18 protein-coding genes and 1 pseudogene are annotated in these 15,009 nt (G+C 37.5%); 18 read left to right on the top strand and 1 reads right to left on the bottom strand.

The window, feature by feature from the left end:
- Positions 1 to 18 precede the first annotated feature (18 nt).
- The 6 genes and pseudogenes from HS1_RS13835 to HS1_RS00795 form a co-directional block, all read left to right on the top strand.
- Positions 19 to 251, top strand: a pseudogene (locus HS1_RS13835) (hypothetical protein); the annotation flags it as partial.
- Position 252: 1 nt separating this feature from the next.
- Positions 253 to 567, top strand: a 315-nt coding sequence (locus HS1_RS13530; RefSeq protein ID WP_245669979.1) for a transposase, incomplete at its 5' end; no start/stop codon positions are given.
- 505 nt (positions 568 to 1,072) lie between these two features.
- Positions 1,073 to 1,264, top strand: coding sequence for a hypothetical protein (locus tag HS1_RS00810; protein ID WP_066060285.1), 192 nt, complete (start codon positions 1,073 to 1,075; stop codon positions 1,262 to 1,264).
- A 138-nt stretch (positions 1,265 to 1,402) separates the two neighbouring features.
- Complete coding sequence (locus HS1_RS00805) at positions 1,403 to 2,320, top strand: hydrogenase small subunit (RefSeq protein ID WP_066060284.1); 918 nt, start codon at positions 1,403 to 1,405, stop codon at positions 2,318 to 2,320.
- Between the two features lie 10 nt (positions 2,321 to 2,330).
- Positions 2,331 to 3,839: a NiFeSe hydrogenase large subunit gene (hysA, locus tag HS1_RS00800; RefSeq protein WP_082757525.1), complete on the top strand. Its 1,509-nt coding sequence runs from the start codon at positions 2,331 to 2,333 to the stop codon at positions 3,837 to 3,839.
- Positions 3,840 to 3,899: 60 nt separating this feature from the next.
- A complete protein-coding gene (locus tag HS1_RS00795; protein ID WP_066060282.1) occupies positions 3,900 to 4,361 on the top strand; it encodes a HyaD/HybD family hydrogenase maturation endopeptidase in 462 nt (153 codons plus the stop codon).
- Between the two features lie 26 nt (positions 4,362 to 4,387).
- On the opposite strand, the gene nikR is transcribed toward HS1_RS00795, so the two are convergent.
- A complete protein-coding gene (nikR, locus tag HS1_RS00790) occupies positions 4,388 to 4,792 on the bottom strand; it encodes a nickel-responsive transcriptional regulator NikR (protein WP_066060281.1) in 405 nt (134 codons plus the stop codon).
- 139 nt (positions 4,793 to 4,931) lie between these two features.
- Between nikR and hypA the strand changes: the two genes are divergently transcribed.
- The 12 genes from hypA (at position 4,932) to HS1_RS00730 (ending at position 14,888) form a co-directional block, all read left to right on the top strand.
- Complete coding sequence (hypA, locus tag HS1_RS00785) at positions 4,932 to 5,321, top strand: hydrogenase maturation nickel metallochaperone HypA (protein WP_066060280.1); 390 nt, start codon at positions 4,932 to 4,934, stop codon at positions 5,319 to 5,321.
- A complete protein-coding gene (gene hypB / locus HS1_RS00780; protein ID WP_066060279.1) occupies positions 5,278 to 5,940 on the top strand; it encodes a hydrogenase nickel incorporation protein HypB in 663 nt (220 codons plus the stop codon). The genes hypA and hypB overlap by 44 nt, the downstream gene beginning before the upstream one ends.
- Positions 5,933 to 8,194, top strand: coding sequence for a carbamoyltransferase HypF (hypF, locus tag HS1_RS00775; protein ID WP_066060278.1), 2,262 nt, complete (start codon positions 5,933 to 5,935; stop codon positions 8,192 to 8,194). The genes hypB and hypF overlap by 8 nt, the downstream gene beginning before the upstream one ends.
- A gap of 167 nt (positions 8,195 to 8,361) precedes the next feature.
- Positions 8,362 to 8,979, top strand: a complete 618-nt coding sequence (gene cbiM, locus HS1_RS00770) for a cobalt transporter CbiM (protein WP_066066349.1) — start codon at positions 8,362 to 8,364, stop codon at positions 8,977 to 8,979.
- Between the two features lie 67 nt (positions 8,980 to 9,046).
- Positions 9,047 to 9,646, top strand: a complete 600-nt coding sequence (locus HS1_RS00765; protein WP_066060277.1) for a hypothetical protein — start codon at positions 9,047 to 9,049, stop codon at positions 9,644 to 9,646.
- Positions 9,639 to 10,388, top strand: coding sequence for a cobalt ECF transporter T component CbiQ (gene cbiQ / locus HS1_RS00760; RefSeq protein WP_066060276.1), 750 nt, complete (start codon positions 9,639 to 9,641; stop codon positions 10,386 to 10,388). Before HS1_RS00765 ends, cbiQ begins: the two co-directional genes overlap by 8 nt.
- A gap of 2 nt (positions 10,389 to 10,390) precedes the next feature.
- Positions 10,391 to 11,047 (top strand): energy-coupling factor ABC transporter ATP-binding protein, encoded by a 657-nt coding sequence (locus HS1_RS00755; protein ID WP_066060275.1) that lies wholly within the window; start codon positions 10,391 to 10,393, stop codon positions 11,045 to 11,047.
- 97 nt (positions 11,048 to 11,144) lie between these two features.
- On the top strand, positions 11,145 to 11,921 hold the full coding sequence (locus HS1_RS00750; RefSeq protein ID WP_066060274.1) for a DUF4198 domain-containing protein: 777 nt from the start codon (positions 11,145 to 11,147) through the stop codon (positions 11,919 to 11,921).
- Between the two features lie 192 nt (positions 11,922 to 12,113).
- A complete protein-coding gene (locus tag HS1_RS00745) occupies positions 12,114 to 12,353 on the top strand; it encodes a HypC/HybG/HupF family hydrogenase formation chaperone (RefSeq protein ID WP_066060273.1) in 240 nt (79 codons plus the stop codon).
- Positions 12,334 to 13,428, top strand: coding sequence for a hydrogenase formation protein HypD (gene hypD, locus HS1_RS00740; RefSeq protein ID WP_066060272.1), 1,095 nt, complete (start codon positions 12,334 to 12,336; stop codon positions 13,426 to 13,428). The genes HS1_RS00745 and hypD overlap by 20 nt, the downstream gene beginning before the upstream one ends.
- On the top strand, positions 13,425 to 14,432 hold the full coding sequence (gene hypE / locus HS1_RS00735) for a hydrogenase expression/formation protein HypE (protein ID WP_066060271.1): 1,008 nt from the start codon (positions 13,425 to 13,427) through the stop codon (positions 14,430 to 14,432). The genes hypD and hypE overlap by 4 nt, the downstream gene beginning before the upstream one ends.
- Before the next feature lie 183 nt (positions 14,433 to 14,615).
- A complete protein-coding gene (locus HS1_RS00730; RefSeq protein WP_066060270.1) occupies positions 14,616 to 14,888 on the top strand; it encodes an HU family DNA-binding protein in 273 nt (90 codons plus the stop codon).
- Positions 14,889 to 15,009: the final 121 nt, after the last annotated feature.

The following is a 15,009-nucleotide window of genomic DNA, read 5'->3' as shown; positions in this document are numbered from 1 at the left end:
AAAAAACAGGCCTCTTTAATGTTAGAAAGTCTTCGCAACACAAAATACGTCGAAGAACTGGCAGATATATACAAAACGATTATATCATCTCATTCTCGGCGTATTTTAGAACTAAAAGAGGAGATTGAGATGTTGGATAAGAAGCTGGAAAAGCTAGGAGAAAAGAGTTCTGAGGTTAAGCGTTTAAAAAGTATCTCAGGAGTAGGAACAAAGCTTTCAAGCAGATTGGTCGGAGAAATTGGAGATATCAANAGATTTAAAAACGAGAGGCAACTTGCGATCTATTGTGGTGTAGCCTGTATAGATGATGAGTCTGGTAAACACAAAAGGACAAGAGTTGTATATAAGGCTAATAAGATATGTAAAGCAACTATGATTGAAATTGCGGGCTGCACAATTCGGTATGTTTCAGAATCCGCTACTTACTATGCTAAAAAACGGACTGAAGGGAAAGAGCATAACCATGCCTTGCGCTGCCTTGCTAGACAATTGATAAAAGTTATTTTTAAGATGTTAAAAGAAGATCGAGACTATATCTTAAAGGAGGAAATGGAGAAGGCTGCTTAAAAAATATTTCCATTTTTTACTTGACTTTTTAAATGGAAAGTTCAAACCTACAAAATACAGTTAAGAAAATAGAAAACGGAAAACAGAAATTCCCAATTCTAACATGTAAACGTGTCAATGTGTAAACGTGTTAACGCGCATAAAGAAAGAAAAGAAGGAAAGGGAAACGGGAAACAGAAAATAGAAATTCCCATTTCCCAATTCCCAGTTCCCATTTCCCAATTCTAACGTGCTAACGTTCCAATTTGACAGAAGGCGATTTTGCATTTTTCAATTTGCATTCTGCATTGGGCCATCCTGCCTGTCGGCAGACAGGTGCGCTTAACATTTGGATCTCCGTTAAAATTACTTTGACGAAGTCCTATTATATTGTTCACTTTTAAAACAGCTTTGTCCCAAAATCAATTGCATTTTGCGAAATTTTTGACAAAAGGATAAAATTATGTTATGTAAGAGAAAAGGAGAGATTCACAAATTCTGAAATCATGCGGAAAGGGGTTATTCTATGATGGACTTGCTTACAATGACTACCACAGAAGTGCCTGCAATTGCGATTGTTCAAACAACAGTAAATGCAAATATCAAGTACACACTAAGAAATCTCTTACTCAATGTGAATCTCTATGGACTTGCTGGAGTAGGTATTGACCACAGATACAATGTAGTTACTAGGCAGAGTGAAAACAATTTTCATTAAGTATTTTCTAAACTTGCCTTCCATTTTTAGAGGAGGTAAGTATGGTTTTGAGAAGGGCTTGTGGATTATCCACAAGCTTTTTTTTGGGGTTAACACGTTTTTTATAAAATTTGCTATTTAGGCAAGGGGGGGTGTGTTATGGGTTTAACAAGACGTGAGTTTTTAAGAATTTGTGGAGGGGGTATAGCAGGGATAAGCCTTTCACAGATGGTTATCCCTGAGGTAGTGGAGGCATTGGAAAAGGCGGCGGCTGGGAAACCACCTGTGCTTTGGATTCAAGGGGCAAGTTGTTCAGGATGTTCAGTGTCTTTGTTAAATACTGTACACCCAACTATTGCTGAAGTGTTGCTGAAGATAATTGACCTTAAATTTCATCCTACCATTATGGCAGCAGATGGGGAAATGGCAATAGATGCTTTAGAAAAAACAGCTTCTGAAAACAAAGGAAAATATGTGCTGGTTGTGGAAGGTGCTATTCCTACTGGAAAAGGTGGAAGATATTGTATGGTAGGTGAGAAGAAAGGGAAGGAATTTAGTATGCTAGAATGGACAACGGATCTAGGGAAGGATGCACTAGCAGTACTGGCTTTTGGAAGCTGTGCCACATTTGGAGGAATTCAAGCCGCAAAACCAAATCCCACTGGTGCAGTAGGTGTAAAAAAGCTCTTTGATATGAAAAAAATTAAAACGCCAGTGATAAATGTGCCAGGTTGTCCGTCTCATCCAGATTGGATGGTAGGAACCATTGCTCATATCTTACTCTATGGAATACCCAAATTAGATTATCTTAACAGGCCAAAAGTATTCTTTGACAAATTGTTGCATGATCACTGCCCATATCGCAGTTTTTATGATGATGAAGTCTTTTGTAAAGAATTTCCTGATAAGGAAGGATGCCGTTATAGCTTAGGCTGTAAGGGGCCAGAAACTTGTTGTGATGCCTGGAAGAGACGCTGGAATGGCGGTGTAAACTGGTGTGTGCAAAATGCTGTCTGCATTGGCTGTGTAGAACCTAATTTTTGGGATGAGTTTACCCCACTTTATGAAAGTATATAGGAGGTAAAAGATGACCAGAAAGCCAAAAGTCAAAAAAATAGTAATAGACCCAGTGACCAGGATTGAAGGTCACTTAAAAGTGGAGGTAGAGGTAAGTAAAGGCAAGGTGATTAATGCCCATTGTAGTGATATGCTTTTTAGAGGTTTTGAACTTATTTTAGAAGGCAGAGACCCCAGAGATGCTTCCCAGATTACGCAGCGTATTTGTGGAGTATGCCCTACTTCTCATGGTACTGCATCAGTGCTCTGTCTAGATAATGCCTTTTCTGTAAAACCCACAAGCAATGGCCGTATTCTTCGAAATCTTATATTGGGTGCAGACCATGTCTGGGACCATATTTTACACTTCTATCACCTAGTAGCTTTGGATTATGTTAAAGGTCCAGATGCACCTCCTTTTACCCCTCGGTATGATGGTCCAAAAATTTATAAACTTCCACCTGAAATAAATGAGTTTGGGGTAAAGGGTTATTTAGAGGCATTAAACATCAGGAGAATAGGACATGAGATGACTGCAATTCTTGGTGGTAGAGCCCCTCATGTTCATGGTTTAGTAGTGGGAGGTGTGACAGAGGCACCTACCGTAGACGGTATTGCTGGTTATTTGTGGAGATTAAATAAGGTAGAAGAATTTTACAATAAGACATATCTTCCTACTATCTATGCAGTGGCAAAGTACTATCCAGAGCTTTTTAAAGTGGGGGTAGGTTGTAAAAATTTTCTATCTTATGGTGTATATCCATTAAATGACCAATATAATAAATTTTTATTCAAACCAGGAGTGTATACCAATGGTAAAGATAGGCCTTTGGATCTAAATAAAATTACTGAATCTGTAAAATATTCCTGGTATGATGATAAAACTACAGGGTTAAATCCTAAAGAAGGAAAGACTGTACCTAAAATTGATAAAAAAACTGCATACTCCTTTGCTAAGGCTCCACGTTATGATGGGCTACCCCATGAAGTGGGACCACTAGCAAGGATGTGGATAGAAAATCCTGTAATTAGTAAACATGCCAATAAGTTCTTAGGAATGCCTGAAGATAAGGATGTACACTTTAGGGATTTGGGCGAAAAGGCATTTTCTGTTTTGGGGCGTATTGTAGCCAGAGCAGAAGAGGGGTGGATAGAAGTGCAGGCAATGAAGAATTGGATAATGGAGATAAAACTAGATCAACCCGTGTATGTGAAGGCTGAGGTGCCCAACGAGGCTATAGGCTATGGAGTAACTGAGGCGCCACGTGGTTCAGTAGGCCACTGGATGAAAATCAAAGGAAAAAGGATCGCCCAGTATCAGGTGATTGCCCCAACCAGTTGGAATGTCTCTCCTCGAGATGATGCAGGTGCACCTGGTCCTATTGAGCAAGCATTGATTGGGACTCCTGTAGAGGATGTCAAGAATCCAGTGAACGTGCTAAGGGTTATCCGCTCCTTTGACCCTTGACTGGCTTGTGCTGTGCACGTGTTGCACATAGATAATGGGAAAAGATATGTGGTAGACTTACCCCGTATTTAATTGAGTAAAGGTAGAGGTAGAGAAAAAATCTTTGCCTCTGCCTTTTTTAATTTATGATTTATGAAGATTACGGTTTTAGGAATAGGAAATATTTTATTAAAAGATGAAGGGGTGGGAGTAAGGGTTGTAGAGCACCTTAAAAAGTATAATCTGCCTAAAGAGGTTGAATTGATAGACGGAGGCACTGCGACGGCAAGTTTATTTCCTATTTTTACTGAGACAGACCATTTGATCGTCATCGATGCGGTTAAAGGCAAAATGTCACCAGGCACTATTTACCAACTTGGTTTAAATGATTTAATGCCTACAAAGAAGGCATCTATCTCTTTACATGATTTAGGGCTGTTAGAGGCTTTGGATATGGCAAAGAAAATTGGGAAAAGCCCAAGGTCTGTAGTTATTTTTGGAATAGAGCCCAAGGAGATAGACTGGGGAATGGAGCTCACTCCTGAGATAAACCAAAAATTGCCTGAGATAATAAGATTAGTTACAGAAAAAATAGAAGAATTTTTGAACAGTTAGTAAAGAAAATAAATTTTAATAGAGACTTAGGGGGTAACAACCCTAAAATATCCTTGTTTTACACCTTTTACACTGATTAATTTATTTGCCAATATTTTTAAATCCTTTGCTTTACCCCTTACCACAATAACCTCAAGACAATTATGAGAGTCTAAATGGACATGAAGAGTAGAAACTACACTACCTACAAACTCATGTTGTAAATCTATTAAATTATCAACTAATTCCCTTTTTTCGTGATTATAAACCAAGATAATTGTTCCTGTAGTTTCCTTACTGGATGTTTCTTCCCATTGCTGGGAGAGGCAATCACGAAGACACTGAGCAATGGCTTGCGAGCGGTTTTTAAACCCTTTCTTCCGAAGAAAAGCATCGAAATTTTTTAATAAATCTTTATTCATACAAATTCCAAAACGGACTAGGTTTGACATTACTTATCTCCCTCTTCAATTAAATTTAAAATTCATTATATCTCAAGTTTGATACCAATACTAGTCTAAAAAGTGAAAATCCTATTGGCTACTTGAGTCAAATAGGCATGTGTGATATACAATTTTGTAAGTCATATCTATGCATGAACTTGCTATTGCTCAAGGGTTATTGAAGGTAATAAGAGAGGAGTTAAAAAGACATCAGTTGTGTCATGTTACCACTATAAAATTAAAGATTGGGGAACTTACTTCAATAGTACCAGAATCCTTGGATTTTTGTTTTTCTATTTTAGTAAAGGATACAGAATTAGAAGGTGTGAGTCTAGAGATAGACAAAGTTCCAGTGAAGGGAAGGTGTTTAGGTTGTAAAAGGGAGTTTAATTACAAAAATCAAGATTTTTATTTTCTTTGCCCTTATTGTGGTAGTGAAATTGAGATAATTAATGGTAGAGAACTTTATATACAAGAAATAGAAGGAGAGCAAGATGGTCAAAATACCTGTAGTGAGGAATATACTAGAGGTAAATGAGAGGATTGCTTTAGAAAATAAGGCATTGTTTGATAAATATAAAGTATTGGTAATAAATCTTATGGGCTCACCTGGTTCTGGAAAGACTAGCCTGTTAGAGCTCACTATTTCAACCCTTAAAGAAAGATTGCGCATTGGTGTAATAGAGGGAGATATACAGAGTACATTGGATGCAGAAAGGATCAGTCACTACGGAGTGCAGACAGTTCAGATAAATACCCACGGGGCCTGCCACCTGGATGGAAACATGATTAGGGACGCTTTACCTTCTTTAAATTTAGAGGAATTGGATTTGCTGATAGTGGAAAATGTGGGCAATTTGGTGTGCCCAGCCGAGTTTAAGATAGGCGAGGATTATAAAGTAATGGTTTTGAGCATGCCTGAAGGTGAGGATAAACCTCTCAAATACCCACTTATGTTTCAAGAATCTTCTGTGCTTTTAATAAATAAAATTGATTTAGCTCCTTACCTGGATGTAAGTATAGAAGGAATAAAAGAACAGTCTCTTAAGGCAAATCCCAGCCTTAATATCTTTCCTATCTCTTGCAAGAAAAAACAAGGGTTAGAGCCTTGGTTTGATTGGATTCTTGAAGTCACAAAGAAAAAAATAAATGCATAGAGTTAAGGTCATTATTTATGGTGTTGTTCAAGGGGTAGGATTTCGCCCTTTTATTTATCAACTTGCTCAGAAGCATAGGTTGGGAGGTTGTGTGACCAATACTTCTACTGGGGTGGAAATTGAAGTAGAGGGGGAAGAAGAAGACATTGAGGCATTCTTAAAGGATATATCTACAAAAAGCCCTCCACTTGCTTTAATCAATTCTATTAAGACTTATCCTTTAACCCCTTTAGGAGAAGAGGCATTTTTAATTAAGGAAAGCCAGGTCTATGCCCACCGTAGCACATTGATTTCTCCTGATGTATGTATCTGTGAAGATTGTCTACGTGAGCTATTTGATAAAAATGATAGAAGATATCGGTATCCATTTATAAATTGTACCAATTGTGGACCTCGCTATACTATTATTGATGATATTCCCTATGATAGAGCCAATACCTCTATGCGCAAATTTCCTATGTGTAAGGAGTGTGCTGCTGAATATAACAACCCTAAAAGCCGTCGTTTTCATGCCCAGCCAAATGCCTGTTTTCAGTGTGGTCCAAAAGTATTTTTATATGATAAAGAAAAAAGACCTATCTTTTGCAATGACCCAATTTTAGAAACTATTAAACTTTTAAAAAAGGGGTTTATTGTAGCTATTAAGGGGCTTGGTGGCTTTCACCTGGCAGTAGATGCAGAAAACAGCGAGTCAGTAATGAAACTTAGGAAGAAAAAGCCTCGTAAAGGAAAGCCGTTTGCTATTATGTCCAAGGATTTAAATGCCATCTCCCAATATGCCAACATTTCTCAGGCAGATAGAGAACTCCTTACCTCCTTTCAGCGCCCTATTGTGATTGTGCCAAAAAAGGAGCCAAATACGTTGGCAGAGGGGATTGCCCCAGGGATAAAAAACTTTGGTGTAATGCTTCCTTACACGCCTTTACACTATTTGCTAATGGAGAGGGAGTTTTTGGCCTTGGTGATGACTAGCGGAAATATAAGCGAAGAGCCCATCTGCATAAAAAATGATGAGGCATTTTCCAAATTAAAGGGGATTGCAGATTATTTTCTTATTCATGATCGCGATATTTTGCAGAGAAGCGATGATTCTGTGTGCCAGATTATAAATGAGAAAGTGCGTCTTATAAGAAGAAGTAGAGGTTATGTACCTTTACCTATATTTTTTGACAGAGATTTACCCCAGGTTTTGGCTTGTGGAGCTTTAGAAAAAAATACCATTTGTTTAACAAAGGAGAATAAGGCCTTTATTAGCCAACATATTGGAGATTTGGAAAATTTAGAGAGCTTACAATTTTTTGAACATGTAATATCCCACCTAAAGCGCATCCTAGAGATAGAACCAGAAATTGTGGCTTATGACCTCCATCCACAATACTTAAGCACCAAATGGGCCTTAGAACAAAAAGGGATAAAACTTATAGGTGTACAGCATCATCATGCCCATATTCTTAGCTGTTTAGCAGAAAATGGTGATTTTTCAAAAGTTATTGGACTTGCCTTAGATGGGACAGGCTATGGGGAGGATGGAAGGCTTTGGGGTAGTGAGGTATTGGTAGTAGATAAGGCAAGTTATAAAAGGCTTGCCCATCTTGCTTACCGTCCTTTGCCTGGAGGAGAAAAAGCCATAAAAGAACCCTGGCGCATGGCCATTAGTTATCTTTATCCTATCTATGGAAGGAAGCTTCTGGAGTTATCTTTACCCCTTAAAGAGGTCATAGAAAAGAAAAAGATAGAAAAGATAATTTATATGATAGAGCATGACATAAATTGTCCTTTAAGTTCTGGGTTGGGAAGGTTATTTGATGCTGTTTCTGCAATGCTAGGGATTAAATATTATATTGATTATAGTGCTCAGGCAGCTATTGAATTAGAGATGTGTCAAGAAGAGACAGATGAGGGTTATGAGTTTTTCATAGATACAAAAGAGATGCCCTGGAAGATTGACCCAAATCCTGTAATTTCAGCCATAGTAGAGGATTTAAGAAGAGGGGTTTCAAGAGGGATTATCTGTGGTAAGTTTCATAAAGGGATAGTAAACATTTTAGTTAGGATTTGTAATCTAGCCAGAGAAAAAACAGGTTTAAAAAAGGTTGCACTCTCTGGAGGAGTCTTTCAAAATGCCTATTTGCTAACTCAAATGGAAAATAGACTCAAAGAACTAGGGTTTGTAGTCTATAGTCATTCTCAAGTTCCCTGTAATGATGGTGGAATTTCTCTGGGTCAGGCAATGAAAATAGCATTATTATCCTGAGATTAGAACTTTATCTTACCTTCTAACCAACCTAGTTTAATGACTTCCTCTTTACTAAACTCAGGAATATAAGGTTTAATATCAAGAAGAGCAGCTATTTACAGAAGAAGGTCTTGACAAGAACCATGATTGTGTTAAGTTTTTGCAAAAAGGTATTACAAAATAAAATGCATATCTCCGAGGGTGTCCTATCGGCGCCCGTATTAGCAGCAGGTGCTTCGTTTTCAGCAGGGGGAGTTTGTTTGGGTTTAAAAAGGATGGATTATGATAGAATCCCTTTTGTAGCTATTCTCACATCAACTTTTTTCGTTGCCTCATTAATCCATATTCCTTTAGGTCCATCTAGTATTCATTTAATCTTAAATGGTCTTTTGGGTCTTATCTTGGGCTGGTCTGTGTTTCCTGCCATTCTTGTTGCTTTGACCCTTCAGGCAATACTCTTCCAATTCGGTGGTCTTACAGTATTGGGAGTAAATACCTTTACCATGGCCTTTCCTGCTATCTTTTGTTATTATATTTTTACCCCTGCTGTTAGAGGAGAAAATCCAAAATTAGCCATTTTTGGCGCCTTCTTAGCAGGGGCTGTCTCTGTATTTCTATCGGGCTTATTGGTAGGCACTGCTTTAGTTTTTACAGGAAGTTCTTTTATAGTGGCTGCCAAGGCTATAGTTGTGGCCCATATCCCTATTATGATTATTGAAGGTATCATTACTGCTAGTGTAATAGCCTTTCTAAGGAGGGTCAAACCAGAGGTATTAAGAATACGGAGCCAAAAAACTGTGTAAACCAATATGTATAATGGATCGTTTGGATGTTGGCATTCGGGCTTGCTATAAATAACAAGGATATGAAGTGAAAGCAAAATTGACAAAGGGTCAAATAAAGGGCTATTTTCAGGTAAAATTTTTGTTTTTAATGGTATTTTTTTCTATTTTAACAACCAATGCCTTTGCCCACAAAGTTATCACATTTTACTATATAGAACATGGAAAAGTGAATACAGAAAATTATTTTTCTGATGGGAAAAAATGTAAAAGTTGTGAAATCATTGTTTACGACAACATCACGGGTGAAAAGCTTTTACAGGGTAAGACAAATACAGATGGTGAATTTTCATTTGTCCCACCTAAAATGACAGGATTAAAAATTGTCCTTAATGCTGGAATGGGCCACAGGGCAGAGGCAATAGTGCCAAAAACTGAATTAGAAGGCATTTTTAATAAAGGAGCAGAGGAAAAGAAGGTCAAAATCAAAATAGGTATTTCAGAAGATGAGCTTAGGAAGATTATCAGGGAAGAAGTTTCCAAAGAGCTCCAGCCCATTTATAGGCTTTTAAAGAAAATTGCCATGGATTTAACAAAGCCAACTTTGAGCAAAGTTTTGGCAGGGATTGGTTATATCTTGGGGATTATGGGGCTTATAATCTATTTTAGAAACAGAAAAAATGGTTAAAGAGAAGTTTTCTAAAGGAAACTCCTCCATCCACAAACTGGATCCACGGGTAAAGATAATAACATTCTCCTTTTTCTCTGTAGTAGTAGCGACTAGTTATAAATTTCCTGTAATTTTTATATCCTTTCTTTATCCCCTATCCCTTATCCTTGTCTCTAAGGTAAATTTAAAAGAGGTCTTAAAAGGCCTGCTTATTGTGAATGGGTTTATCCTATTTCTTTGGATCTTCCTTCCCTTTACAGGGGGAGGTGTGCCATGGTTTGATTTAGGACCTCTTACTGTTTTTAAAGATAGAATAGAATATGTTGCCCTTATTACCTTAAAATCTAATATCATCATTCTTTCTATGATTACTCTGATTGCTACCTCTTCTGTATTTTCCATTGTTCATGCACTCCATCACCTCCATATCCCTGATAAACTTGTGCATCTCACATTTTTCACCTTCCGCTATACCCATGTTTTATATAAAGAATACAAAAAACTCACCAATGCCATGAAACTCAGGGGTTTTAGTCCGGGCACAAACATCCATACCTACCGAAGCTATGCCTATTTAATAGGAAATCTTATTTTAAGAAGTTTTGACAGGGCTGAAATGGTTTGGAAGGCCATGGTTTGTAGGGGTTTTAAAGGCACATTTCCTTTACTTTATCACTTTAAAATGGAGGGAAAAGATAGGGTATTTCTGGTTTTATCCCTTATCTACATCTGCTTTCTTGCCACACTTGGCTGGAAATAACAATGAATACAATTGAGCTCAAAGATATTACATTTGGTTACTCTAATGAAAAAAATGTATTCAAAGGACTTAATTTTGTCCTCAAAGAAGGAGAGAAGGTAGGGATAATAGGACCCAATGGAAGTGGCAAGACCACCCTTCTTCATCTTATAGTTGGTATTTTAAAACCAGTTAGGGGAGAGGTTAAAATATTTGATAAGATTAGAAAAGACGAAAAAGATTTTAAAGAAGTAAGAGAAAAAATAGGCTTAGTTTTTCAAAATCCAGATGATCAGCTTTTTTCTCTCACAGTGGCAGAGGATATAGCCTTTGGGCCTTTAAATCTGGGCAGACCAAGAGATGAAATTTATAAAATTATCAAAGACACCTTAGCGGCCTTGGGGTTACATGGTTTTGAAGATAGAGTGACCTACAGGCTCTCAGAAGGCGAAAAGAAGTTAGTAGCAATAGGCACTGTGCTTTCCATGAAGCCCCAGGTATTACTTCTAGATGAACCCACTACAGACCTTGATGAAAGGAATAGAGAGAGGATTATAGACATCATCAAAGGTTTATCTGCATCGTATATTATTACCTCCCATGACATGGATTTATTACAAAAGACTACAAATACCATATACAGATTAAAAGATAGTAAGTTGAACGTTATATCCATTTAGTAACATATCTTTTTGCATTAGCATTTTTATCTTGACAAATTTAAGTTTATTGTGTTAACTTTTTCTAAAAAAGTAATACGAATTAGAGGAGAAAGTTATGAAAGGAGTATCTACGAAGATTTTAGTGGTTATGTTTATGGGTTTCTTATGTTTATTCATTGTAAAAGCCGAGGCTCATTTTCAGATGCTCATTCCCTCAGATGACATAGTAGAGCAAGGAGAAAACCAACAAATCCAACTTGATTTACTCTTTAATCATCCTTTTGAGTATCTCGAAGGCCTTATGAATATGGAGAAGCCAGAAAAATTTGGGGTTGTAATAATGGGTAAAAGAAACAATCTTATTGATACTTTAAAGATACATAAAATTAAGGGGTTAAAAACCTGGGAAGCAACTTATAAGATTAAAAGGCCAGGTGACCATATTTTTTATGTAATACCAAAGCCCTATTGGGAACAAGCTGAAGAGAAGTACATCATTCACATTACCAAGGTAGTGGTAAATGCCTTTGGCATGGAGGAGGGATGGAATAAACCTGTAGGCCTTAAGGCTGAAATTTTACCTCTCACCAGACCCTATGGTTTATGGGCTGGGAACACCTTTTGTGGCAAGGCGTTGGTCAATGGTAAACCTGCAGCCCATGCTTCAGTAGAGGTAGAATATTACAATGAAAAACATAGAATAAAAACACCATCTGAAACTTTTAATACGCAGGTAATCACCACAGATGACAATGGCATTTTTACCTATACCATTCCTTGGGATGGCTGGTGGGGCTTTGCTGTCCTTACTGAAGGAGAGAAGATTAATGGTAAGGATGTAGAAATTGGTGCAGTGATGTGGGTGAGGGCATATAAGCCGATTGGAAGATAAGAATGTGACCTTTACCCTGGTCTGGTTTTTTTACCTAGATAAAGTAGAGTTTTAGACAAACATTAGTTCAGCTATAATTTAAAACAAGGAAGGTTTGCCTCCCGCGTTTTTATCTCCTTTCAAAATCTAATATACTATCGCCTGGAAAGATTCCTTGCCTTTATATCCAAATCTGTTAAATTAAAAGATACTATGTGCCTAGGAATCCCAATGAAGGTGGTAAAAGTCAACCTAGCCAAAAATGTAGCTAAGGTAGATATAGGGGGGACACAGCAATGGATAAGATTGGATATCGTTAATGAGGTACCAAAAATTGGTGATTATGTCATAGTCCATGCAGGCTTTGCCATTTATCGATTAGATGAAAAAGAGGCTCAGGAGACCCTCTCTTTATTTGAGGAAATGCTAAGGCATGAAGCTCCGTTACATTGATGAATTCAGGGATCCAGAAGTTGCCAGAAGATTGCTTTCTGAAATAAAAAAGATTTCTCGTAGGCCTGTAAGGTTAATGGAAGTCTGTGGCACTCATACTATGAATATTGGACGCTATGGTTTACGAGGACTTTTACCTCATCATGTTCAATTAATCTCTGGTCCGGGTTGTCCTGTGTGTGTTACTACTACTAAAGAAATAGATATGATGATTAAATTGGCAGAGGAAGATGTAACAGTAGCTACCTTTGGTGACTTGATGCGTGTCCCTGGTTCACACACCAACCTTAACCACCAGCGGGCTAGGGGGGCAGATATAAGGGTAGTATATTCAAGTTTTGATGCATTGGGCCTGGCCTTAAAAAATTTAAAGCCGGTAGTTTTTTTAGGGGTGGGTTTTGAGACTACAGCCCCTACTGTTGCTGCCACAATAATAGAGGCAAAAAAAAGAAGAGTGAGAAATTTTTCTGTCTTTTCTGCACATAAGCTTATTCCACCCGCTATGGAAGCTCTTGTTAGTAGTCCTGATTTGAGAATAGATGGATTTATCTGCCCAGGTCATGTATCTGTAATAATTGGTCTAAGGCCTTATAAAGTTTTAGCTGAGAGATATAAAGTGCCATGTGTGATAACAGGATTCGAGCCTTTAGATATTCTTCAAGGCATCCTTATGTTAATAAAACAAATAGAAAAGGGTAAAGCAAAAGCCGAGATTCAATACACACGTGCAGTTAAGGAAGAAGGTAATTGGAAAGCAAAAGAAGTTATGGAGGAGGTGTTTTCCCCTTGTGATGCGAATTGGCGCGGATTTGGCCTTATTCCCCAAAGTGGTTTATGTTTCAAAGAAGAATATAAAGAATTTGATGTGAATTCTCACTTTGATATAAAGGTAGATGAGGCGAAAGAACCCCTTAGTTGCCGCTGTGGAGATGTACTAAAAGGGAAGATCATTCCCCCTCAATGTCCATTGTTTGCTAAAGTATGCCGGCCTGCCAATCCTATAGGCCCTTGTATGGTTTCATCTGAAGGTAGTTGTGCAGCCTATTATAAATATAGGGATTGGGAGATAGCATGATTAAACAAATCATATTGGATCATGGAAGTGGTGGAAAGGCATCTCATGATTTAATAAAAGAAGCATTCCTACCATTCTTTGATAACCCACTTCTTGCAGAGATGAATGACAGTGCTGTATTTGAAGTTGGTGGAAAACGCCTTGCCTTTACAACTGATTCTTATACTGTAAATCCTATTATCTTCCCTGGGGGAGATATTGGTTCCTTGGCCATTCATGGCACAGTAAATGATTTAGCCATGTGTGGAGCTAGACCTCTTTATCTCAGTGTAGGATTTATTATAGAAGAAGGATTATCTCTTGAAATTTTAGAAATTATTATCTCCTCTATGAAAAAGGCCATAGCTGAGGCAGAAGTTTTAATAATTACTGGTGATACAAAAGTAGTGCCAAAAGAGCAAGTAGATAAGATTTTTATCAACACTGCTGGAATAGGCATTGTTGAAACAAATTGTAATATTTCTGGTAAAAACGCAAAGGTGGGTGATTTAATTGTTATTAATGGAACTATTGGTGATCATGGAATGGCCATTTTGTGTCAAAGGGAAGGCATTAATTTTGAAACCCCTATTAAAAGCGACACAGCTCCTTTAAATAAGTTAGTAGAAAAAATATTAAAAAAAACAAATGATATTCATGCCATGCGTGACCCAACAAGAGGAGGTGTAGCTACTAGCCTGAATGAAATTGCACAGCAATCAAAAGTAGGGATTGAGATTTGGGAAGAAGCACTTCCTTTCTCTGAAAGTGTTTTAGGGGCAGCAGAAATCTTGGGTATTGATCCCCTTTATCTGGCTAATGAAGGAAAATTTTTGGCATTCATAAAAAGAGATGAAGTAGACAAGGTATTAAATGTTATGTATAGCCATCCTTATGGGAAAGAAGCAACTATCATTGGTGAAGTAAAGCCAGAGCCCAAAGGAAAGGTATGGCTTAAGAGCAAAATTGGTGGGAAGCACCTTTTAGATATGCTTATAGGAGAGCCACTTCCTAGAATTTGTTAATAATCATGGGCCATTTTAAATCTTTTTTACTACAGCTACAGATTTTTTTGACCTTCTTGGTGAAACTCAGCTAAAACTTTGAAAAATTTTTAAATCCTACAAAAAAAGTATTGACATTTAGTAGCGTTTTATGTCATATTACAAAAAACATTGATATTTTCAGAAGAAAGGAGGGTGGATGAAATGAATAAAGGAGAATTAGTAGATGCTGTTGCTAAAGATGCTGGTATTTCTAAGGCCGTAGCTGGGAAGGTGTTGAACAGTATTATTGATACAGTAACAAAGGCTCTAAAAAAGGGAGATAAGGTTAGTCTAGTTGGATTTGGGACATTTTCTATTGTGAAGAGAAAGGCTAGAAAGGGAAGGAATCCCCAGACAGGTAAAGAAATTAAAATTCCTGCTAAAAAAGTGGTTAAGTTCAAAGTAGGGGCTAATTTAGCCAAAACCGTTAAGTAATTGTATGTCAAAGTTATTCATTTTAAGAGCTGGGTATTATTTAATACCCAGCCCTTCTTTTTTATCCCCCAAAACCGGGGTAACTTTAAAAGAAAACCCACCTGTTTCGCTCCAAAAGCAA

The sequence above is a fragment of the Candidatus Desulfofervidus auxilii genome, from assembly GCF_001577525.1.
In the GTDB taxonomy this organism is placed as follows: Bacteria; Desulfobacterota; Desulfofervidia; order Desulfofervidales; family Desulfofervidaceae; genus Desulfofervidus; species Desulfofervidus auxilii.
Note: the sequence above shows the minus strand (reverse complement) of the source record. Positions and strands in the feature narration are given on the sequence as shown.

Coding starts and splice junctions, on each gene's coding strand:
- HS1_RS00755 (WP_066060275.1), top strand. CDS start 10,391: ATGAATACAATTGAGCTCAAAGATATTACATTTGGTTACTCTAATGAA.
- hypA (WP_066060280.1), top strand. CDS start 4,932: ATGCATGAACTTGCTATTGCTCAAGGGTTATTGAAGGTAATAAGAGAG.
- hypB (WP_066060279.1), top strand. CDS start 5,278: ATGGTCAAAATACCTGTAGTGAGGAATATACTAGAGGTAAATGAGAGG.
- cbiQ (WP_066060276.1), top strand. CDS start 9,639: ATGGTTAAAGAGAAGTTTTCTAAAGGAAACTCCTCCATCCACAAACTG.
- HS1_RS00750 (WP_066060274.1), top strand. CDS start 11,145: ATGAAAGGAGTATCTACGAAGATTTTAGTGGTTATGTTTATGGGTTTC.
- hypD (WP_066060272.1), top strand. CDS start 12,334: ATGAAGCTCCGTTACATTGATGAATTCAGGGATCCAGAAGTTGCCAGA.
- HS1_RS00810 (WP_066060285.1), top strand. CDS start 1,073: ATGATGGACTTGCTTACAATGACTACCACAGAAGTGCCTGCAATTGCG.
- cbiM (WP_066066349.1), top strand. CDS start 8,362: ATGCATATCTCCGAGGGTGTCCTATCGGCGCCCGTATTAGCAGCAGGT.
- HS1_RS00805 (WP_066060284.1), top strand. CDS start 1,403: ATGGGTTTAACAAGACGTGAGTTTTTAAGAATTTGTGGAGGGGGTATA.
- HS1_RS00745 (WP_066060273.1), top strand. CDS start 12,114: ATGTGCCTAGGAATCCCAATGAAGGTGGTAAAAGTCAACCTAGCCAAA.
- nikR (WP_066060281.1), bottom strand. CDS start 4,792: ATGTCAAACCTAGTCCGTTTTGGAATTTGTATGAATAAAGATTTATTA.
- hypE (WP_066060271.1), top strand. CDS start 13,425: ATGATTAAACAAATCATATTGGATCATGGAAGTGGTGGAAAGGCATCT.
- HS1_RS00795 (WP_066060282.1), top strand. CDS start 3,900: ATGAAGATTACGGTTTTAGGAATAGGAAATATTTTATTAAAAGATGAA.
- hypF (WP_066060278.1), top strand. CDS start 5,933: ATGCATAGAGTTAAGGTCATTATTTATGGTGTTGTTCAAGGGGTAGGA.
- HS1_RS00730 (WP_066060270.1), top strand. CDS start 14,616: ATGAATAAAGGAGAATTAGTAGATGCTGTTGCTAAAGATGCTGGTATT.